The sequence below is a fragment of the Rhodococcus sp. CX genome, assembly GCF_015865005.1.
GTDB lineage: Bacteria > Actinomycetota > Actinomycetes > Mycobacteriales > Mycobacteriaceae > Rhodococcus.
Genome location: NZ_JADZGH010000081.1, coordinates 29,037 through 49,508, shown reverse-complemented (window position 1 = coordinate 49,508; position 20,472 = coordinate 29,037). Strand labels below are relative to the sequence as shown.

Below are 20,472 nucleotides of genomic sequence, written 5' to 3'. Positions count from 1 at the left end.
CGATTGTTGATCGGCACGAGCAGCACAACGGACATCACCACGCTGAGCACCAGCAGCGCCGTCGCCACGATCACCAGCGATGCGCGCGGCTCGCCCCACACGAGGATCGACCACAGCACTCCGAGAGCGGTCGCGGCTGCGTACCAGGGCGGCATCACGCCACCCTCGGGGATTGCATCCAGTGAATGAAGGACGGCTGGTCGACTGGTAGTCGGCACTCCGGAATGCGCGCCGCGACCACAAGACCCTCGAGGACCTCACCGAGGTCTTCGACGAGATCGAACAGCCGCCGACACCCTGTTCGAGGGACCTGTTCGCCGTGCTGGACGGATTGTGACCACCCCGGTCGGCATGCCGGGATCTGCAAGCGCGACCGCACAATGTCTCTTCGGTGCGTGCACGCCATGCACGCACCGCACGCCCATCGCCTCGGACCCGGTACACGGTCCGCGCGGCAGCAGTCGGTATCTCCGAGCAGCCATGTCCGATCAGGACCGAAGTCCGTCCTGGCTCACGTGGGTCAAGTCCCTGGCCGCCATGGCGGTGTACCGGCTCGGGGATCCTCGAACGAACTGGTCGGAGGCGGGTGCAATGCTCGAGGCATGGCAGAGCTCGAACCCACGGGCTACGCCGCTACGCTCGAGGAACTCAAGCGCCGCGTACACCAGGCGCGGTATCAGGCGCAGCGGAAGGTGAACACCGAGCTGATAGGCCTCTACTGGCAGATCGGCCGCACGATCTTGGATCGCCAGCAGACCGAGCGTTGGGGAACCAAGGTGCTGTCCCGACTCGCCGCGGACCTACGCGCCGAGTTCCCCACCATGAAGGGCTTCTCGCGAGCGAACCTGTTCTACATGCGACGCTTCGCCGAGGCATGGCCCGACGAAGAAGCAATCATCCAACGACCCGTTGGACAATTGCCGTGGGGTCACATCGCCGAACTTCTCGACAAGCTCGACGACCAGGACCTGCGTGAGTGGTACGCCGCCCGGGACGTCGAGCACGGGTGGTCACGCTCAGTGCTCGCTCATCAGATCACCACCCGCCTCCACGACCGTCAGGGTGCTGCGCGGCTCCGCGCTCGAACAGCGGGACTCCGAGCTGGCGCAGCAGCTCACCAAGGATCCGTTCGCGCTGGAATTCCTTGCGATCGGCGGCGACGCGAGCGAGCGGGAACTCGAGGAGCGTCTGGTCGCGCGGATCATCGACACGCTGCGCGAGTTGGGTCGGGGATTCGCATTCGTCGGTCGCCAGGTGCATTTCGACGTCGACGGGGACGACTTCTACGTCGACCTGCTGTTCTTCCACGTCGAGCAGTTGCGCTACGTGGTCATCGAGCTCAAGACAACGAAGTTCGACCCGCGTGATGCCGGGCAACTCGGCTTCTACGTTGCTCTGGTCGAGGATCGACTGCGGCTCCACGACATACACCAACCGACGGTGGGCATGCTCCTCGTGGCCGAGAAGAACGAAACCGTCGTCCGGTACGCCCTCGCCGGCACCCGGTACCCTGTCGCTGTTTTCCCGATACGACCTGACGGCATCCGCCCAGGCCGCTCTCCCCGCCGAAGAGACCCTCACCCGCGTCGCCCTCGAAGTCACCGCCCACGACGGTCGCCACGGGACACGTGCCGGACACTGAGCCCCCGCCCGTAAGGATCCTGCCTACCGGCCGAGGCGTGTGAGGGATGTGCGCTGCGCCCGCAGATCACGGCCCACGGTGGAGCATCGGGCATACCCGATGAGGATTTCGGTCAGCAGTCCGTCGCAGTCGAACACGACCCCGGACGCTGCTTTCGGTGCGGACTTCACGGCCGCATTCAACCAGATCGGCTGTGGTTGCACCGGATTACAGGCACCCGGGGTGCGCCCGACCCGGTCGCCGGCGGGACTATTCGAACCCGAGCATGACCTCGGTGGACTTGACCAACACCGTCGCTGCGACTCCGGCCGCGAGACCGAGTTCGTCGACGGCCTCCTTGGTGATCGGGGCGGTCACGATCTGCTCACCGCCGTCGAGCTTGACCTTCACAGTTGCCATCACGGCGCCGACGGTGACCTCCGTGACCGTGCCGGTGAGCTGGTTGCGGGTGGACAAACGCATCGAAGGTGGACCTCAATGCCTCACCGGCACACAGAGCACGGTCGACGGGCGCGCCGACCCCACCGTCAAGGACGACGACCGGGTCGACAGAAGGCGGCCGGCACGCTGCACTGCACATGGCCGGATACCGCGGGACGCCAATCGGGCGCCGGGGTGTTGCGGGTGTGCTGTTTGAGGATCGTCAAACAGCACAGCTCAAATCAGGGTGGATCAGGTGGACAATCCAGCTGTTGCCGGAATGATGTAGGGAAGGTCGGCGAGGGTGAAGGTGGTCGTGATCCACCGGACCGGTAAGACCCATCCTCTGTAGTCCTCACCGTCCTTCTCGTCGTGGATCTCATGGCGGTAGGGCCTGCTCAGCTCAAGGCTGCGGGACGGCAGTTCGTTCCCGTAGACGGTGAGAATTTCCTCGTCGGCTGGCTGGGCTTCGCTGGTTACTTCACCGACGCCGACGTAGCCGGTCTTCGGGATGTAGGTGAAGATGCGGGCGCGTGATGGCCTCGGCCTTCGGCCAATTCGTGCGCCGCATACCTGCACAGAGCACCTTGCCGACAACGAAGATCATGTCAAGGATGGTGGAGCCGGATCTGTATCCGATACGGCCTCCCAGAACGCGCGGTAGCGCGGCGCTTTATCGACGTCCCGAGGTCGATTCTTTCTTGGCTCGTTTCTCCCAGCACCCTCCCGCAGTCCGACGTCAGCGCATCGACGCTGCGGGTCTCCGGTCACGGAGCCGAACCCGAAACCGACAGGGCACCAGCATCTTCAGCCTCCGCAGCTGGTGGCGGAGCACCCGATCGCACGGGTCGGCACGAACGACCGGGTCCAGCCGAAGCCACACGTCACCACCCGACGTGGGGCCAGAAGTGCTGGCCGGTTCAAAGCAGCCGCCCGCAGGGCGTCCGAATCTATCGTGGGCACGTCCCCTGGTAACGGTCGAGACCGCGGCCGCCGTTGCGCTTCTTGCTCCGACCCGTGGGACCACCCTTCGGGCTCCGTACCCAGGTGCCCTTCGAATCGAGCCCGGGCATGCGCTCGCTTCCGATTCTGCTGTAACGGGTTTCGCCGTCGACGGTCAGCACACCGTCCTGCACGTCGATGTGCGCGACGGTCGCCCAGTAGGCGTTCTTCCCGTTCCCGACGTACACGAGAATCTCGTCGGCGTCCGGACCCGGCAGCCCGTCCTTGCCGGCCCGGCCGTATCGGATCGCGACGCGCGGCCGGCCGAACGTGTCGATCGCGCCGGTGCCGTTGTCGACGCTCTGATAGATGTTGACGAGCAGATCCCCGTTCTCGTTGGGGAGCACCCGAACCTGTTCGACGGCAGGCTTCTTGCCGCGCCCCGGACCCTTGCTGTCGCCGTAGTGATGGATGTACGGCCACGTTCCGAGATCGCCGCGGTGGCCGCGGTCGCCGCTGATCACGAGGTACTCGTTGGTGTGTTCGTTGCGGCAGTAGAAGTACACGTCGAGATCGCCCTCGCCGAACTTCTTCACGTTCCCGGATCGGTCGTAGATGGCTCCACGGCCGTCCCATTCGAGGCCGACGGTGAGCACCCAGTTCGGATCGCCCTGGGACTTACGCAGGTCGATCCGGGCGGTCTTGTACGCCGAATCCTTCGTAAGGGAGACCTGAACCTTCTCGAACGAGATCGGGCGCGCTGCCGGCTGAGGCGGGGCCGCAACAGCCGACACAGTTGCCGACTCAGATTGCGGCTGAGCAGATCCCGGTTCGTCGACGACGATCCCATGGTCGGTCGCGAACGCCGCCAGACCGTCCTGATAGCCCTGACCGACCGCGTCGAGACGCCATCCCGCGCCGCGACGATAGAACGCGACGACCTGCAGAACGGTCTCGGTGGTCAGGTCGGGCGGGGTGAACTCGATGGTCTGTCGAGCGCCCCGAATCTCCGCGCGGAGCCCGGGCACGTCACCGAATCGCCGCCCCTGCGCTTCGGTGCTCGCCGCGATGAGCACTCGGTGGATGTCGGCGGGGACAGCCGACAGGTCCACGGTCGCGGACGTGTCGGAGGTGAGCCGGACGCCGGGGGCCTTCGGGTTGTTGAAGAAGACGAAGTCCTCGTCCGATCGCACCCGTCCTTCGGCGGTGAGGAGTACGGCGGTGAGATCGACCGCGCCCACAGGACCACCGGTGACGAGCACGACCTCATATCCGAGATCGACAAGGTCGGTCTTCGACCCCTTGATCACTGCACTCATCCGCGATCTCCTGCTTCTGCCGTCATCCCATCCGCAGCGAAGTCGACTGCAGCACATACAACGTAACCTGCACCGTGGCTTCACGCTCCTACGGCGACTACCTCAGGCGGTAGCCCTTTCGACCGTTCGAGCCTCGCCCTTCAGATCGAAATATATTGCACCCCAACATCACTCGTCGAGACGATGGGACTACGCAGGCACCTCGTCCCACGCCTCACGCAAATGATCGAGGACCGCCTGGGCAAACCACCGATTGTGGTAGCGGCCGTACGGCCCCTTCCCCTTGGCGACCAACCTGTCGGCGAGGCGCCTGACCAACTCTGCATCATCGATGAGTGTCACGAACTGTTCATTCGAGGCGTCGTCGAGCAGGTTGATCCTGATGACGACGGCGTCGCCCTCAGCCGATGCGAGCTGGGAGCGGTGGAATCGCAGATTCGGAAACTGCGAAGTCAATTCGTCGAACGTCTTTCCCGTCCGACTCTCGAGCGCCGAACGGGAGACATACACCGACACAGACCACACGTCGATATCCCGGTCCTCGATGAATGGGTTCTCGACGTGGAGAACTTCCATCGGTCCGATATTGAGCGTGAACAACCGTCGCCCTCGATCGGTGGCCGGCAGACAACTCAGCGTCCATCGCTCGACTTCACCGGAGGCCGGATCGTCGAAGGCCAGGTCCAGATACAACGCGACGAGGTCGAGGCAGATGATCAGTACGTCCTCGTCGCTCGCGAGTTCGCGGAAGTTCTCCTCGGATGCCGAGGGATACTCGTTCTCGCTGTTGCCGTGACCGGTACTCACTCGGCGCTACCACCTTGTTCTGCTCGTAGAGACCAGCAGAACTGTATAGACGCCGCTATCGATTCTGACGGAACGTCACGCGAGCGCGACCACCAGGAGGACGAACGCGCCGACGAGAACGCCGACCCGCGCGTAGTGGTAGCGATCCCACTTGCCGACCTGGTCCTGCCAGTCGTCCGGCGCTCCCCCGCCTGCCCACGCGGCCACGCGATTGTTGATCGGCACGAGCAGCACAACGGACATCACCACGCTGAGCACCAGCAGGGCCGTCGCCACGATCACCAGCGATGCGCGCGGCTCGCCCCACGCGAGGATCGACCACAGCACTCCGAGAATTGTCGACCCGATGTACCAGAACGGCATGACGCGACCGAGCACGCGGGCGCCGTCACTGCGTGCGATGAGTGCGCCGTCGCCCGGGAGCCGCGCAAGCATCGGGTTCACGAACACCGCGACCGCGAACTCCACCCCCACCAGCAAACCGACGACGACAACCGTGACGACGGAAACCGTGTCCAACATGGGGACCTCCAGTACCTAGCAGTGCTAGTTCTTCTGTCGATGACAACACTAGCACTGATCCAAGAACTAGCAATGCTAGAATTCGACAATGCCGGTCAACGAACGCAGAGCCCGCGACAGAGCCGCCCGTCACCGCCTGATCATCTCGACCGCCCGCCGGCTCGCCGAGGACGAAGGCTGGGGCGCGGTCACCACCCGGCGGCTGGCCGAGCAGATCGAATACAGCCAGCCCGTGCTCTACAGCCACTTCCGCGGCAAGGACGAGATCGTGACAGCGGTCGCGCTGGACGGATTCACCCAGCTCGGAGCCGAACTCACCGAAGCCGTCCGCAAAGAGCCCGGGGCACGCACGCTGGCGACCACCTACCTCGCTTTCGCACAGGCCCACCCCGCCGTGTACGAGGCGATGTTCGAGCTCACCACCGATCTGCAGTTCGCCGACGCCGAAACTCCCGCACCGCTGCGCGACGCGTTCCAGGTCCTGCTCGACACTCTGCGACCTCTGTCCGGCGCGGTCGATCCGGAGCTGTTCACCGAGGTCTTCTGGGCCGCCCTGCACGGCCTCGTCGGCCTCACCCGCTCGGGCCGCATCCCCGCGCAGGACACATCCCGGCGCATCGACGTGCTCGTGGAACGCTTCGCCGGAGCATGAACGATGCCCTCGCCGGGGATGGCTCACCCGCGCGCCGAGTACCCTCGGTACCCGTGTCTGCCCCTTCCGTCCTCGACGATGCCCCGATCGAATCGTCCTCGCGCACATTCAAGCGTGCGTTCAAGGACCTTCGCGAAGGTTTCAACCATCGTGAGCTGTGGCTCCACCTCGGATGGCAGGACATCAAGCAGAGATACCGGCGGTCGGTACTCGGCCCGTTCTGGATCACGATCGCGACCGCGGTGTCCGCGGTCGCGATGGGTCTGCTCTACGGCACGCTGTTCAACCTCGACCTCGCCGAGTTCCTGCCGTACGTCACGCTGGGCTTCATCATCTGGAACCTGATCCAGGGATCCATCCTCGAGGGCGCGGACGTGTTCATGTCCAACGAGGGCCTGATCAAACAGCTGCCGACGCCGCTGAGCGTGCACGTGTATCGGCTGGTGTGGCGGCAGATGATCTTGTTCGCCCACAACATCGTCATCTACTTCGTCATCCTGATCATCTATCCGCAGCCGTTGAAGTGGACGGCGGTCTTCGCGATCCCCGCCCTCGCCCTGATCGCGATCAACGCGGTGTGGGTGTCGCTGGTGTTCGGCATCCTGGCGACCCGCTACCGCGACATCGCGCCGCTGCTCGGCAGCCTCGTGCAGCTGCTGTTCTTCATGACGCCGATCATCTGGACGGAGAAGACCCTCCAGGGCACCGGCAACGAGGGCCGCGCCCGGATCGCCGAGATCAACCCGCTGTACCACTTCCTCGACATCGTGCGCACGCCGCTGCTCGGCGGCGACCAGCAGCTCTACCACTGGCTGATCGTGCTGGGTGTGACCGTCGTCGGCTGGGCGTTGGCGCTGGTCGTACTGCGCAACTACCGCTCGCGCGTCGCCTACTGGGTCTGAGTGCACCCGCGGTGAACGTCACCGCACGAAACGGATCACCTGGCTGACGTCGAACTGCCGGCGGTCGTCGATCCGGAACCCGGCCTGCACGAGCCCGGCGTACTCCGGCGTCGACTCGAACCGGTGCGGCGGGAGCGTCCACCACTGGTTCGACGTGTGGTAGATCCGCTGCTCGGTCGTCCGCTCGGCGTCCGCGAAGAACCACACCACCTCGCACGTGGACAGCTGCCCCGCGACCGCCGGGAACGGCAGGTTCTCGTCCCACAGCCAGCCCTCCGCGGCGGCGGTCCGTCCCAGGCCCAGGTCACGGGTGCCCGCGAAGGTCTCCGGCCGGGCCGTGATCACCAGACGCTGCGACGCCGGATTCCACGCGGCGCCCCCGAACAGCACGCAGTCACCGGGCGCCAGCCGACCGGCGACGTCGTGATTGACCGTGCTGAAGTCCATGCCGCTCGGGTCGGACCACTGGCCGCGCTGCGCGACGAACGACGGCACGGACAGCAGCACCAGCGCACCGGTGACGGCGACACTCGCCCACGTCCGGACGGCCACGGCCGCGACGGCAGCGGCACCGATCAGCGCGACCGCCGGGGTCGTGAACGTCAGGTACCGGTCCAGGTAGACCGGGGACGCGACGAGCGAGTACGTCACGAGCATCGCCATCGGCACGACGATCCACGGCACGGCTACCACGAGAACACCGTGTCGCCGTACCCGCGTGCGTCGTAGTAGAGCCGCCACGAGCCCCACGACGATCAACACCGTGAACGCCACCGCGAACCAGGGGGCGCCCACGAACCACTGGTACTCCCAGGCGATCCGCGGCAGGTTCCGGTCGATCGGCGGAATCCACGTGGTCTGCCCGGCCTGGGCGAACGCCTCCGCCACGAGCGGGACGGCCACAGCCGAGCCCGCGACGACCGCCCCCAGCCACGCGAGCCCGCGACGCCGCAGGTCGCCCCGCAGCGCCAGGGTGATCAGGTGGGCCGGTACCAGCGCGATCGCGTACACGAACAGCACCACCGACAGCGCCAGCACGGCGGCGTAGAGCAGCCACCATCGGACCCGGCCGGACTCGCACCCTACGATGAGCAGCACGGTCAGCCACACGGCGGCGGCCGCGGACGGGGCGTAGCTGCGGGCCTCGACCGCAGCCCACGTCACGCGCGGGAGCACGAGGAAGACGACACCCGCGATCACGCCCAGCCGTCGGCCGCCGAGTTTCCGGCCCAGCACGACGACGCCGCCGGCCGCCGCGCCCACGGCCAGGACGCTCGGCACCCGTGCCGAGAACTCCGAGGCCCCGAACACGGCGAACCAGTACCGCATCGCCACGTAGTAGAGGCCGTGGACGACGTCGACGTTGCCGAGCACCCGGTCCAGGTCGACGCGGGAGCGCTGCGCCACCGACAGGGTGGCAAGCTCGTCGTACCAGAAGGAGGGCCGCCACGACCCCCACGCTGCGACGATCGAACCCAGCAGTGCGACGAGGACAGCGTCCCGCGCGCCCGCCGTGGTCCGATCGGCCATGGGCTACTGCCCGTACAGGCGGGCCCAGTTCTCGCGGCTGGTGAGCTGCGGCGCGGCTTCGCGATACCGCAGGGACACCGCAGGCGTCTCCTTCTTCAGCGCCTGCAGCGCGCTCATACCGCGCCGGAGCAGTTCGACGGCCCGCTTCTTGTCCCGCTTGCGCACGCGGACACCTTCCTGGGAGGCGTCGGTGACCACGGCGTGCGAGAACAGCGAGACGTGCCACCAGTGCGCGTCCGACGACGGGATCGCGACCGGATCGGCCGGAAGAGTGCCACGCCACTGGTTGAGGGCGCGCTTGGCCAGCACCGCCCATTCGAGGCTCTTGCGCGGGAACGGTCCGGCCGGGGTGATGAACATGTCGGCCGCACGCAGGTCCGGCACGTTGTTCGCGTTGTGGCGGATGGTCTCCCCGTACTCCGCGCGCTCACGACGGATGGCGGCCGCGGCCTCCATTCCCCCATCGCGCAGGAATTCCGGTCCTCGCAGGAAGTCCTCGATGGCCTTGATCAGGGTGAACGCCATGCCGTACTGCATGGAGACGAGGTAGCGGAACAGGTCGGTCCGCAGCTGCTTGGCCAGTGCCTTGCCGTCGAGTTCGGTGTGCAGCGCGGCGGTGATCATGGCGTTGCGGAGGTTGAAGTAGCGATGCCACTCGTCCCAGTCCTTCCACGCGAAATCCGCGTGCCACACCGCGGCGCCGGGCAGCGTGACGGTCGCGACACCGTTCGCCCGCGAGCGGTAGCCGTACTCGATGTCGTCCCACTGGAAGAACAACGGCAGCGGGTAGCCGACCTTCTCGACGACCTCCGACGGGATCAGGCACGACCACCAGCCGTTGTAACCGGCGTCGACGCGGATCTCCTGCTGCTTCTTGAGCGTGCTCTTGTCCGCGAACGCGTTCTGCACCTCGATACCGGCCTGGAGACGCTGCAGGTCCGCGACCTCGGCACCGACGTGGACCCGGTCGGGATGCAGCAGGTACAGCATCTGCGCGCCGACGATCGCGGGTTCGACGGTGCAGTTCGCGAACGTGTTGAGCCGGACCACCGCCTCCGGTTCGCACAGGACGTCGTCGTCCATGAACACGATGTTGGCCCCGGGATTGCGCGACGCCCCGGCGACCTCGTACAGGCCACGGGTGAATCCGCCGGCACCGCCCAGGTTGGGCTGCGTGATGTAGACGAGCCGGTCGCCGAGTTCGGAGGCGACGCGCCGGAACTCCGGCCGGGTCTCCACCCGGTCGTTGCCCTGGTCGACCACCTGGATCGACTGCACGTCGGCCATCGCCGTCGGGTCGTTCGCCATGGCGGCCAGCGTGGCCGCGCAGTCGTCGGCGCGGTTGAAGGTGCAGATGACGACCGCGGCCTTGCGCAGGGTCTTCGGTGTGGGCACCGTCCACCGGGCGTTCTCGACGACCAGCTCACCGGAGCCGGTGGAGATCCGCGCGAACAGGGCACCACCGTCGACGAACCGGTCGATCGGGGTGGACACCGTCACCGTGGTGGGCGCGCCCTTCGACGACAGGGGGGTGGTGGCGACGATCCGTCGCCGGCCCAGGGTGTCGGTGGCGACCAGTTCGATGCGGCCGTCGCCGTCGATCTCGGCTTCGAACGCGACCTCGGTGACCGCGGTCCAGCGCTGCCAGTAGCTGGCGGGGAACCGGCCGAAGTAGGTGTCCGTTTCGATACGGCTCCGGCGGCCGAGGCGCACGCGGGTCCGCTCGCGGTCCACGGTCCCCTTGACGGTGACGTACATGTCGTCGCTGACCAGCGGGGACGGCCCCGCAAACAGCGCTCGCTGAGCGGTCTGCCGGGCGGCAGGACGCTCGAGGACGGACGAACCGTCGGCCGCGTCGCCGACCCCTCCTGTCGGTTCGATCGCAGCGATTTCGGCTTTGTCCATTCCGTCCGAATACCTTTCAGAGCCTTGCTCTCAGAGCCTTGTCTTCCCCCAGGACACAACTTGTCCAAGGCTACCAACGTGCCTGGCAGCGGCAGACCGGACCGCGAATCGCCGCCCGCCGGGTCGGGCATTTCCCGAGAACCCCCGCGTTATTCTGAGCCTCTGGCCAGCCCCGTCCGACCCCTGGAGCACATGTGACGTCCGCCGTCGAGCTCACGACGCGACGGCAGCGGTGGCTCTGGGGCACCGTGGTGACGGCGATGGTGACGGTCACCTACCTGGTGATCCTGGCGGCCGACGATCGGTGGTTCTACACCGACGACACCGAATCGGGTGCGGTACCGAACTGGATCTTCCTCGGCAGGATCCTGCGGACCGGGCAGTTCCCGAGTCTCGTGCCCGAACAGTGGATGGCGGGCAACTACCCGGTCGAGGGTCAGGGCGGGCTCTGGAATCCGCCGCAGATGCTCGTCAACCTGATCTCACCGTCGGTCGACAACATGGTGCTGCTCGCGACGGGTGTGAAGTGGGCGTTCTCCGTCCTGCTGGCGCTCGGCGTGTACCGGATCTGCCTGGAGTACGGCGCCCGCGCGCCCTGGGCCGCGGTGGCCGGCGCCGCGGTTCCCTTCACCGGATTCGCGCTGTTCTTCGACCAGGCGACCTGGGTCACGGCCCTCACCGGCTCCGCCTGGGTGGCCCAGGCGTGGGCGAGTTCGCTGCGCTACCTGCGCGGCCGATCCGGTCCCCTGCCGGCATTCGTCTTCCTCTATCTCGCGATCAGCGTCGGCTACGTCTTTCCCGCTCTCGTCGCCGGGATCCTCACCGGCTGCCTCGTGATCGGCGAACGCATCCATCGGCGGTCGTGGCGGCCGTCGCTGAAACTGGCGATCGTCGCCGCCTGCGCCGCCGCGGGCGGACTGATCACCTATCTGCCCGGGGTTCTGTCCAGCTCCGTGACCTGGCGTTCCGACCAGGGTTTCCAGAACGACAACTTCCTCACGGCACCCTGGTCGGACACCCTCAACTCCGGCATTCCCTCGGCGTTGCCCGCCATCGAAGCCTGGTTCGGGGAAGTGCAGCCGTTCCCCGTCACCTACATCGCCTGGTTCGCCGTCCCGGCGCTCGCCTTCGTGGACTGGAAAGCCGTGCACCGCTCGGTGCGCAGCCTCGCGGGCGCGCTGATCTTCCTCGCCGCGATGCTGATCGCGACCGCGGGACCCAGCGTGATGGGGCCGTTGCGCTGGCCGGCGCGGCTGCTGCCGATGTTCGCCCTCGCGGCACTCGTCGTGGTGTGCGTGCTGGTCAGCCGCCACGGCACGCTCCGCAACCTCCCGGCCCGAGCGGGCGCGGCGGCCACGCTCGTGCTGGTGATGACGCTGCGCTCCGGGTCCTCGTCCCCGGAGTTCATGAATCGTCACGTGCTCTGGGCCGCCGCCGTCCTCCTCGTCGGGGCCCTCGTCCTGTGGACCGCGCGCCACGCCGGCGAGTGGGTGGTGACGACGATCTTGCTGCTCTCGGCCCTGCCGGTCGTGTACTTCCAGGTGGCGTCGACGACCCCGCACCCGCTCGCGTGGGATCTGCCGGCCCGGCAGTCGGTCGCGAAGGCGAACTTCCCGGACCGGCCGGGGACCACGCTGCAACTCGGCGACCGCACCCTGGTGCTGTCGTGGACGGCGAACCCGGAGGGCGTCTATCGGTCCCTCGTGTTCGGCAACTTCGCCAAGTCCCTCGACGAGACCTACGTCAACGCCTACACCCCCATCGGCTTCGAGGAATTCGCCTTCCACCTGTGCATGCGGCACGACGGATCGAGTTGCGCCGACGCGTTCGCCGCAGCCTTCGCCACCGAGCCGAGCACCGGCCGGACCTACGTGGACCTCATGCTCGTGGATCGGGTGGTGCTCCAGCGCCGGCAGTACCCGGACGCCGACTCGGAGCCGGCACCGCCCGGCTGGCGGTGGGTGCAGTCCCCGCCCGGGTCCGCGGATGCCGTCGACGCGGTGATCCTCGAGCGGATCGACGGGCCGATCAGCGGCCGGAACGGGCGCATCTCCTTCACCGAGGGAGTCACCGCGACCTCGGTGGTCGAGGACTACGCGACGAGCCGGGTCCGCGTCGATTCGGCAGACGGCGGTCGCGTCGTCTTCGCCCGCCTGAACTGGCCCGGCTACACGGTCACGCTGGACGGCCGGCCGCTGGAAGCGCGGTCGGTGGACGAGATGTTCCTGGCCGTGGACATTCCCGCCGGCACCGAGGCCGGGGACCTCGTCGTGAGGTGGACCCCGCCGGGACAGGGAATCGGATTCGTCGGACTGGGCCTGGGCATCGCCGGCGCCGCGGTCATGGAACTGCTGTACCTGCGGGACCGGCGGAAGACCCGGAAGGAACACGCGGAAGAAGCCCAGGCGCGGGTCGCGGCCGCTACCGGGTAGTGGCCGCTACAGGGGGGTGAGACGCGACCGGAACAGGGTGTAGAACACCCGCCGCTGCAGCGCGGAGAGTTCGGCGCGACGATTTCCTTGCCACACGTCGGCCGCCCGCAGCCCGCCGGGCAGCTGTTCGGCCACCCACCGGTGATAGGCCTTCGCCTGCCGGGCCTGCTCGGCGACGAGCGCCACGCTCCACTGACCGGCGCTGACCCGGAACCCGCCGACGACCTGCCGCAGCGCGTACAGATCGCCGTGGAACAGCACCTTCGAGTAGGAGGCCATGTCGATGAGGTACGGGAAGCGGCCGTCCCATCCGCCGGCCCGTTCGAGAACGTCGCGCCGCATCGTCACGCACATGGGCTCACCGAACACGTTGGTGCCGAGCCGCACCGTGCGCCGGATCGCCTCGGCACCCGGCACCAGGCCCGACAGTCCCTGGAGCCCGCGTCCGGCGATCATCTTCTCGCCGCGCGCGTCGAGAATGTCCCGCTGCGACGCCACCGCCACCGCCGACGGATGCGCATCCAGCGCCGCCACCTGGGCCGAGAGGGCACCCGGATAGAGCAGGTCGTCGCCGCACACCAGCTTGACGTACTCCCCCGTGGCCTCGGCGGTCACGCGCTGCCAATTCCGGGGAGCGCCGCCGCCCGCGGGGGTCGACAGCAGGGTCACGCGCGCGTCGTCCTCGTATTTGCGGAGCAGGTCGGCGGTGCCGTCGGGGGAACTGTGGTCGGCGATGATCAGCTCGAAATCCCCGAAGTCCTGGGCGAGCACGGACTCGACCGTGGCCTCGATGAACGGCGCGTTGTTGTAGGCCGGAATCACGACGGAGAGTTTCGGCCTCGTCACTGCTCATCCCGTTCTCTGTGGGGCCCGCGCGGGCAGGCCGGTGGACGGCGACACCGTACATCGGTACGGTTCGTGCCCGGAAACTGCCCCACCCGACGTATAAACTGCCGAATTGTGAGCAGCGACAACCCGGCGCCGACGGGCACGCCACACCGCGTGTCGATTGTCGTGCCGGTCTACCAGGGCGAACACACCCTCGGTACGTTGCTCGAGCAGATCGTTCCGTGGACCGAGGTCACGCTGACCCCCGGCGGTCGACCCATGGTCGTCGAGGAGGTCCTGCTCGTCCACGACAACGGCCCCGACGACTCGGCTCGTGTCATCCGCGAACTGTCCACGAAGTACCCGTTCGTCGCGGGGGTGTGGCTCAGCCGGAACTTCGGCCAGCATCCGGCGACCCTCGCGGGCATGGCGTCGAGCGGCGGCGAGTGGATCGTCACGCTCGACGAGGACGGCCAGCACGACCCGGCCGCGATCGGTGGCCTGCTCGACACCGCGCTCGACGAGGGCGCGACCGTCGTGTACGCGAAACCGACGAATCCGGCGCCGCACGGCGCGCTGCGGAACGCGGCGTCCCGGGGATCCAAGTGGTTCCTGTCCCGGGCGCTGGCCGTGTCCGACAGCACCGACTATCAGAGTTTCCGCCTGGTGCTGGGCGAGGTGGGACGGTCCCTCGCTGCCTACGCGGGGTCGGAGGCCTACCTCGACGTCGCGCTCGGCTGGATCGCGGGGAAGGTGACCACCAGCCCGGTCGAGCTGCGCGAAGAGCAAGGTCGGGCTTCCGGCTACCGGCTGCGCACCCTGCTCTCGCATTTCTGGCGGATGGTGCTGTCGAGCGGAACCAAGGGCCTGCGCATGGTGAGCCTGCTCGGCGTGGTCCTGGCCACCGGCGGTTTCCTGTGGGCGGTGTGGGTACTGGTGTCCTCCCTGTTCTTCGGCAACCGCATCCCGGTGCAGGGCTGGGCGTCGACGACGGTCATCCTGCTGCTCGGATTCGGGGCCGTGCTGTTCTCCCTCGGGGTGATCGCCGAGTACGTCGGGGTGGCGGTGAAGACGGCGATGGGCAAGCCGCCCTATCTGATCGTCAGCGATCCCGAGGCCGGCCCGCTGGGCCGCACCCAGCGCTATCCCGACCTCGAATCCTTCCGGAGCGGGTAACCGTGCCGGCACCGACCTGGGTCGTCGGAAGCGGAGGACTGCTCGGTTCGTGGGTGACCCGCGAATTGCGTCGCCGCGACGTCCCGGTGACGACGAGCACGGTGCCGTGGGAAGAGTCGGAGCAGGCCCGATCCGTGCTGCTGGCCGATGCGGACCGGTTCGTCCGGAGCACCCGGGGCGGACGGTGGCGGGTCGCGTGGTGCGCCGGTGCGGGCGTGAACGGGACGACTCCGGAAGCCTTCGCGGCCGAGAACGACCTGCTCCGCGACGTGCTCGACGGCCTCGCCCGCGCGTCCGGCGGCAGCGCCGAGAACGGGACGGTGTTCCACGCGTCGTCGGCGGGTGGGGTGTACGCGGCCGCGACGGGCGCGCCGCACTCCGAGCACACCCCCACGGCCCCGCTCGGTCCGTACGGACACGCCAAGCTGGCCGCCGAGGCCGTCATCGCGGATTTCGCCCGCGAGACCGGCGCGACCGCCGTGATCGGGCGCTTCGCGAACCTGTACGGGCCGGGCCAGAACCTGGACAAACCGCAGGGACTCATCTCGCACCTGTGCCGCGGCTATCTCACCGGGACGCCGGTCTCGATCTACGTCTCGATGGACACCCTGCGGGACTACCTGTTCGTCGCCGACGCGGGAGAAATGGTGGCCGACGCGCTGGACCGGGCGGAGGCCGAACCGGGCGGGGTCAGCATCAAGATCTTCGCGTCGGGCCGGTCGGTGACGATCGGCGCGATCCTCGGCGCCTGCCGCACGGTGTTCCGGCGTCGCCCCAATGTGGTGCTGGCGTCGTCGCCGCTCGCGTCGGTGCAGGGCCGGGACCTGCGGTTACGGTCGGTGGTGTGGCCGGAGCTGGACCGTCGCAGCCATCGGCCGCTGCCGGCCGGGATCGCCGCGACGCTGGAGTCGACGCGACGCGCGATGGGTCAGTCGGCGCGGCCGAGTGTGCGCTCGCCGGAGCGGGCGTAGGCCTGTTCGGTCGCGTCCTTCTGCGGACGCCACCAGTCCTCGTGGCTGCGGTACCAGTCGATGGTTGCGGCCAGACCCTCGCGGAAGTTGCGGTAGCGCGGTTCCCAGCCGAGTTCGGTGCGCAGCCGGGTCGCGTCGATGGCGTAGCGCAGGTCGTGGCCGGGCCGGTCGGTGACGAAATCGAAGTCGGTACGGTCCTTGCCGCACAGCTCGAGCACGGTCTCGACGACGGTGCGGTTGTTCGTCTCCCCGTCCGCTCCGATCAGGTAGGTCTGCCCGATCTCGCCCTTGTCGATGATCGTCCACACCGCGCGGTTGTGGTCGTCGACGTGGATCCAGTCCCGCACGTTCTCCCCGGTGCCGTACAGCTTGGGCCGGACGCCGTCGATGACGTTGGTGATCTGCCGCGGAATGAACTTCTCCACGTGCTGATAGGGCCCGTAGTTGTTCGAGCAGTTCGAGATGGTCGCGGCCACCCCGAACGAGCGCACCCACGCCCGGACCAGCAGGTCCGAGCCCGCCTTGGTAGAGGAGTACGGGCTCGACGGGTTGTAGGCGGTGGCCTCGGTGAACCGCGCCGGGTCGTCGAGTTCGAGGTCGCCGTACACCTCGTCGGTGGAGATGTGGTGGTAGCGCACCGAGTGCCGGCGCACCGCCTCGAGCAGGGTGAACGTGCCGATCAGATTGGTCTGCACGAACGGCGACGGATCGGCGAGGGAGTTGTCGTTGTGCGATTCGGCGGCGAAGTGCACCACCAGGTCCGACTCGGCCACCAGCGCATCCACGAGGTCCGCGTCGGCGACGTCGCCCTGCACGAAACGGATCCGGTCGGCGACCGGGTCAAGGGAGGCGCGGTTGCCGGCGTAGGTGAGCTTGTCGAGCACCGTCACCTGCGCGTCGGGGCGTTCGGCGACGGTTTGGTGCACGAAGTTCGCGCCGATGAATCCGGCACCGCCGGTGACGAGCAGCCGCATGCGGCAACCCTACCGGGGGCGCGCTCGTTGGTTCGCGTCCGCCCCGGGATGGGAGACTGTCCCTCATGCGCGGAATCATTCTCGCCGGCGGCACCGGGTCTCGGCTCCATCCGATCACGCTGGGAGTGAGCAAGCAGCTCGTTCCGGTCTACGACAAACCGATGATCTACTACCCGCTGTCGACGCTGATGCTCGCCGGGATCCGCGACATCCTGATCATCACGACCCCCGAGGATGCGCCGCAGTTCCAGCGGCTGCTCGGCGACGGCTCCCGCTACGGGGTGAACCTGACCTACAAGGTCCAGCCGGAACCGAATGGCCTGGCCCAGGCGTTCGTCCTCGGCGCCGACCACATCGGCAACGGCGGCGCCGCCCTGGTCCTCGGCGACAACATCTTCTACGGCCCCCGGCTCGGCACCCAGCTCACCCGCTTCGCCGACCTCGACGGCGGTGCGGTGTTCGCCTACCGCGTCTCCGACCCCAGTGCCTACGGCGTGATCGAGTTCGACGCCGACGGCCGGGCGCTGTCGCTCGAGGAGAAGCCCGCCACCCCGAAGTCGAACTTCGCGGTTCCGGGTCTGTACTTCTACGACAACGACGTCGTCGAGATCGCCCGCGGCCTGCGTCCGTCGGACCGCGGCGAATACGAGATCACCGACATCAACCGCACCTACCTCGAGGCCGGCCGGCTCCAGGTCGAGGTACTCCCCCGCGGCACCGCCTGGCTCGACACCGGCACCTTCGACTCACTGCTCGACGCCGGCAACTTCGTCCGTACCATCGAGCAACGCCAGGGCCTCAAGATCGGCGCCCCCGAAGAAGTCGCGTGGCGACTCGGTTTCATCACCGACGACGACCTGCGCGCCCTGGCCGCGCCGCTGGTCAAGTCCGGCTACGGCAGCTATCTGCTCGACCTGCTCGACCGGGAAGGAAACTGACGGTGCACTACCGCGAACTGAAGATCCCCGGGGCCTGGGAGATCACCCCTCGCCAGTTCGGCGACGACCGCGGCGTGTTCTACGAGTGGTTCAAGCAACCCACCTTCACCGACGCCGCCGGTCGCCCACTCGAGCTGGCGCAGGCCAACTGCTCGGTCTCCGCCGCCGGGGTGCTGCGCGGCATCCACTACGCCGACGTCCCGCCGGGCCAGGCAAAATACGTCACCTGCGTCGCCGGGGCGGTGCTCGACGTCGCCGTCGACCTGCGCGTCGGCTCCCCCACCTTCGGACAGTGGGACGCGGTCCTGCTCGACGACGTCGACCGCCGCGCGATCTTCCTGACCGAAGGTCTCGGCCACGCCTTCTGCTCCCTCGCCGACGGCTCGACCGTCGCCTACCTGTGCTCGACCACCTACAACCCCGAGCGCGAACACGAGATCAACCCCTTCGACCCGCAGATCGGCATCGACTGGCCCACCACGGGCCGCGACGGACAACCGCTGCGCTACGAACTCTCGGCGAAGGACCAGGCGGCCCCGTCGCTGGCCGACGCGGTCGCGGCGGGTTCGCTGCCGCGGTTCCAGGGGTGAGTGCGAAGCCGGTGTCCGCTCCCGATCCTGTCCGCGCACCCGGCGGGATGTCGGGGGCGCCCGGCCCGCTCATGCGCCTGTTCCGGAACCAGGCGGTGGCGTTTTTGCTGGTCGGCGCGTTCAACACCGCGCTGGGCACCGCGTGGTTCATCGTCTGGCAGCTCGCCGTCGGCGACACCCTCGGTTACCACTTCGCGATCGTCGCGGGCTACGCGTCGAACGTCCTGTGTGCCTTCTCGACCTACCGCTACCTGGTGTTCCGGGTGCGCGGACACGTGCTGCGGGACCTGTGGCGGTTCGTGACGGTCAACCTGAGCGCGTTCCTGCTGAACCTCGCCCTGATGACCGTGGCCGTCTCGGTGCTCGGGTTCCCGCCGATCCCGTCGCAGATCGTGATCACCCTCGTGACCGCGACCGCGAGTTTCTTCGGCTACCGGGACTTCTCCTTCCGCCGGGCCAAGCGCGGCTGAGCGGCAGGGCCGACTGCCGGCCGATCAGCGGATGCGGAAGATCACCGCGCGCTGCACCACGAAGTTGATCACCGTCGCCGTGCCCTGCGCGACGACGAACGCGAACGGGATACGCCACCACTGGTCGGGCAGCGACTCGTTGAGCAGACGGTTGATCCCGACCTGCGCGAGGAACGTGACCGCGTACAGGATCACCACCGCGACGAACCGCGCGCGGCTCGGTTCCGCCTTGAACGTCCAGCGGCGGTTGATCAGGTAGGCGGTCGTCGTGCCGGCGACGAAGGAGATCGCCTTCGCGAGGTCGCGGGTGACGCCGAGCGCCATGAGCAGCACGTACAGGCCGTAGTCGACGATCGCCGACAGCCCGCCGGTGAGCACGAACCGCACGATCTGGGTCTTCAGGTCGAGAGCTTCGTCCGCGATGTTCTCGGTGACGGGAATCTCGACCGGCAGGGGTGCCCGGTGCTCGGGCTCGGACACGTCGTGGGTTTCGGGCACGACGTCGAGAATAACGCCCAGGTCACGCGAGCCTTGACCTCGAGCCGACTCGAGGTTGCACGATCGGGGCATGGCCGTCGAACTGAACCACACCATCGTCCACGCCAGCGACCGCGACGCCTCGGCCCGGTTCTTGGCCGACATCCTCGGGCTCGCCGCCCCGAAACCGTTCGGCCCGTTCCTGGTCGTGCAGGTCGACAACGACGTCTCGCTGGACTTCATGAGCGACAGCGGGCCCGTCCGGCCCCAGCACTACGCCTTCCTCGTCGGCGAATCCGACTTCGACGCGATCTTCGGACGCATCCGCGAACGCGGCCTCGAGTACTGGGCCGATCCGATGCACCGACGGTCCGGCGAAATCAATACGCACGACGGCGGGCGCGGCGTGTATTGGAACGATCCGGACGGTCACAGCCTCGAGATCATCACGCGACCGTACGGCGGGTGACAAACGGCATCTTGCGGACCTGCCCAGACGCGCGGGTAGCCTCTATGCCGATGTCCACGACAGCTGCAGAGCAGGCGACTGCGCCGCTCCCAACCCAGACCCGCACTCTGACCGGCTGGGGGCGCACTGCGCCGACCACCGCGGAAGTGCTGTCCACCCCCGACGTCGAGCTGATCGCCGCAGCGGTCGCCCGGGTCGCGGAGCAGAACGAGTCGAAGCCGGCGCACCTGCGTCGCGGCGTCATCGCCCGTGGCCTCGGCCGCTCCTACGGCGACCCCGCGCAGAACGCCGGTGGCCTCGTCGTCGACATGACGGCGCTGAACAAGATCCACACGATCGACCGGGACTCCCGGCTCGTCACCGTGGACGGGGGCGTGACCCTCGACCAGCTGATGAAGGCCGCGCTGCCGTTCGGCCTGTGGGTTCCGGTGCTGCCGGGCACCCGGCAGGTCACGATCGGTGGCGCCATCGGCTCCGACATCCACGGCAAGAACCACCACAGCGCG

Annotated in this window: 21 protein-coding genes and 1 pseudogene; 12 read left to right on the top strand and 10 right to left on the bottom strand. The window is 67.9% G+C overall.

Going from position 1 to position 20,472, the window contains the following annotated elements; all coding sequences use genetic code 11:
* Nucleotides 1-185 precede the first annotated feature (185 nt).
* Nucleotides 186-998, top strand: a pseudogene (locus I0Q12_RS34845) (DUF1016 N-terminal domain-containing protein); the annotation flags it as partial.
* The gene (locus I0Q12_RS09050; RefSeq protein ID WP_307846137.1) at nt 973-1,656 is read left to right on the top strand and encodes a PDDEXK nuclease domain-containing protein; all 684 of its coding nucleotides are present in this window, start codon (nt 973-975) and stop codon (nt 1,654-1,656) included. The pseudogene I0Q12_RS34845 and the gene I0Q12_RS09050, both read left to right, overlap by 26 nt.
* A 235-nt stretch (nt 1,657-1,891) precedes the next feature.
* On the opposite strand, the gene I0Q12_RS09040 is transcribed toward I0Q12_RS09050, so the two are convergent.
* The 5 genes from I0Q12_RS09040 to I0Q12_RS09020 all read right to left on the bottom strand — a co-directional run bounded on the left by I0Q12_RS09040 (nt 1,892) and on the right by I0Q12_RS09020 (nt 5,652).
* Nucleotides 1,892-2,104, bottom strand: a complete 213-nt coding sequence (locus I0Q12_RS09040; protein WP_197251608.1) for a molybdopterin-binding protein — start codon at nt 2,102-2,104, stop codon at nt 1,892-1,894.
* 210 nt (nt 2,105-2,314) lie between these two features.
* Complete coding sequence (locus I0Q12_RS09035; RefSeq protein WP_197251607.1) at nt 2,315-2,641, bottom strand: hypothetical protein; 327 nt, start codon at nt 2,639-2,641, stop codon at nt 2,315-2,317.
* Nucleotides 2,642-3,012: 371 nt separating this feature from the next.
* Complete coding sequence (locus I0Q12_RS09030; RefSeq protein WP_197251606.1) at nt 3,013-4,323, bottom strand: TerD family protein; 1,311 nt, start codon at nt 4,321-4,323, stop codon at nt 3,013-3,015.
* A 189-nt stretch (nt 4,324-4,512) separates the two neighbouring features.
* Nucleotides 4,513-5,130 (bottom strand): hypothetical protein, encoded by a 618-nt coding sequence (locus I0Q12_RS09025; protein ID WP_197251605.1) that lies wholly within the window; start codon nt 5,128-5,130, stop codon nt 4,513-4,515.
* Nucleotides 5,131-5,205: 75 nt separating this feature from the next.
* Nucleotides 5,206-5,652, bottom strand: a complete 447-nt coding sequence (locus I0Q12_RS09020; RefSeq protein WP_197251604.1) for a DUF1772 domain-containing protein — start codon at nt 5,650-5,652, stop codon at nt 5,206-5,208.
* Between the two features lie 88 nt (nt 5,653-5,740).
* Here I0Q12_RS09020 and I0Q12_RS09015 point away from each other — a divergent pair, with 88 nt between their 5' ends.
* Nucleotides 5,741-6,304, top strand: a complete 564-nt coding sequence (locus I0Q12_RS09015; protein WP_197251603.1) for a TetR/AcrR family transcriptional regulator — start codon at nt 5,741-5,743, stop codon at nt 6,302-6,304.
* A gap of 53 nt (nt 6,305-6,357) precedes the next feature.
* Nucleotides 6,358-7,206: an ABC transporter permease gene (locus I0Q12_RS09010; RefSeq protein ID WP_248673812.1), complete on the top strand. Its 849-nt coding sequence runs from the start codon at nt 6,358-6,360 to the stop codon at nt 7,204-7,206.
* Nucleotides 7,207-7,224: 18 nt separating this feature from the next.
* Here I0Q12_RS09010 and I0Q12_RS09005 read toward each other — a convergent pair whose 3' ends face one another.
* Nucleotides 7,225-8,736, bottom strand: coding sequence for a glycosyltransferase family 39 protein (locus tag I0Q12_RS09005; RefSeq protein WP_197251601.1), 1,512 nt, complete (start codon nt 8,734-8,736; stop codon nt 7,225-7,227).
* Between the two features lie 3 nt (nt 8,737-8,739).
* Nucleotides 8,740-10,641, bottom strand: coding sequence for a glycosyltransferase (locus tag I0Q12_RS09000; protein ID WP_197251600.1), 1,902 nt, complete (start codon nt 10,639-10,641; stop codon nt 8,740-8,742).
* Between the two features lie 194 nt (nt 10,642-10,835).
* Here I0Q12_RS09000 and I0Q12_RS08995 point away from each other — a divergent pair, with 194 nt between their 5' ends.
* Complete coding sequence (locus I0Q12_RS08995) at nt 10,836-13,073, top strand: hypothetical protein (RefSeq protein WP_197251599.1); 2,238 nt, start codon at nt 10,836-10,838, stop codon at nt 13,071-13,073.
* A 6-nt stretch (nt 13,074-13,079) separates the two neighbouring features.
* On the opposite strand, the gene I0Q12_RS08990 is transcribed toward I0Q12_RS08995, so the two are convergent.
* Nucleotides 13,080-13,919: a glycosyltransferase family 2 protein gene (locus I0Q12_RS08990; protein ID WP_197251598.1), complete on the bottom strand. Its 840-nt coding sequence runs from the start codon at nt 13,917-13,919 to the stop codon at nt 13,080-13,082.
* 156 nt (nt 13,920-14,075) lie between these two features.
* Between I0Q12_RS08990 and I0Q12_RS08985 the strand changes: the two genes are divergently transcribed.
* Together I0Q12_RS08985 and I0Q12_RS08980 are read left to right on the top strand one after the other, a co-directional pair.
* Complete coding sequence (locus tag I0Q12_RS08985) at nt 14,076-15,077, top strand: glycosyltransferase (protein WP_197251612.1); 1,002 nt, start codon at nt 14,076-14,078, stop codon at nt 15,075-15,077.
* 2 nt (nt 15,078-15,079) lie between these two features.
* Entirely contained in the window at nt 15,080-16,048 is a 969-nt protein-coding gene (locus I0Q12_RS08980; protein ID WP_197251597.1) for an NAD(P)-dependent oxidoreductase, read from the top strand.
* Here I0Q12_RS08980 and rfbB read toward each other — a convergent pair.
* Nucleotides 16,006-17,022, bottom strand: a complete 1,017-nt coding sequence (gene rfbB, locus I0Q12_RS08975; protein ID WP_197251596.1) for a dTDP-glucose 4,6-dehydratase — start codon at nt 17,020-17,022, stop codon at nt 16,006-16,008. The two genes, I0Q12_RS08980 and rfbB, sit on opposite strands and share 43 nt — an antisense overlap.
* Nucleotides 17,023-17,087: 65 nt before the next feature.
* Between rfbB and rfbA the strand changes: the two genes are divergently transcribed.
* The 3 genes from rfbA to I0Q12_RS08960 are packed head-to-tail and all read left to right on the top strand — an operon-like array spanning nt 17,088 to nt 19,020.
* A complete protein-coding gene (gene rfbA / locus I0Q12_RS08970; protein ID WP_197251595.1) occupies nt 17,088-17,960 on the top strand; it encodes a glucose-1-phosphate thymidylyltransferase RfbA in 873 nt (290 codons plus the stop codon).
* Nucleotides 17,961-17,962: 2 nt separating this feature from the next.
* Entirely contained in the window at nt 17,963-18,550 is a 588-nt protein-coding gene (gene rfbC, locus I0Q12_RS08965) for a dTDP-4-dehydrorhamnose 3,5-epimerase (RefSeq protein WP_197251594.1), read from the top strand.
* Nucleotides 18,547-19,020 carry a GtrA family protein gene (locus tag I0Q12_RS08960; RefSeq protein WP_197251593.1) on the top strand — a complete coding sequence of 158 codons (474 nt, stop codon included), beginning with the start codon at nt 18,547-18,549 and terminating at the stop codon, nt 19,018-19,020. The genes rfbC and I0Q12_RS08960 overlap by 4 nt, the downstream gene beginning before the upstream one ends.
* Nucleotides 19,021-19,044: 24 nt before the next feature.
* On the opposite strand, the gene I0Q12_RS08955 is transcribed toward I0Q12_RS08960, so the two are convergent.
* Nucleotides 19,045-19,590 (bottom strand): GtrA family protein, encoded by a 546-nt coding sequence (locus tag I0Q12_RS08955; RefSeq protein WP_269437587.1) that lies wholly within the window; start codon nt 19,588-19,590, stop codon nt 19,045-19,047.
* Here I0Q12_RS08955 and I0Q12_RS08950 point away from each other — a divergent pair.
* Both I0Q12_RS08950 and I0Q12_RS08945 read left to right on the top strand, forming a co-directional pair.
* Nucleotides 19,589-19,966 carry a VOC family protein gene (locus tag I0Q12_RS08950; RefSeq protein ID WP_197251592.1) on the top strand — a complete coding sequence of 126 codons (378 nt, stop codon included), beginning with the start codon at nt 19,589-19,591 and terminating at the stop codon, nt 19,964-19,966. The two genes, I0Q12_RS08955 and I0Q12_RS08950, sit on opposite strands and share 2 nt — an antisense overlap.
* 50 nt (nt 19,967-20,016) lie before the next feature.
* The coding region (locus tag I0Q12_RS08945) for an FAD-binding oxidoreductase (RefSeq protein ID WP_197251591.1) at nt 20,017-20,472 on the top strand (456 nt) is incomplete at its 3' end.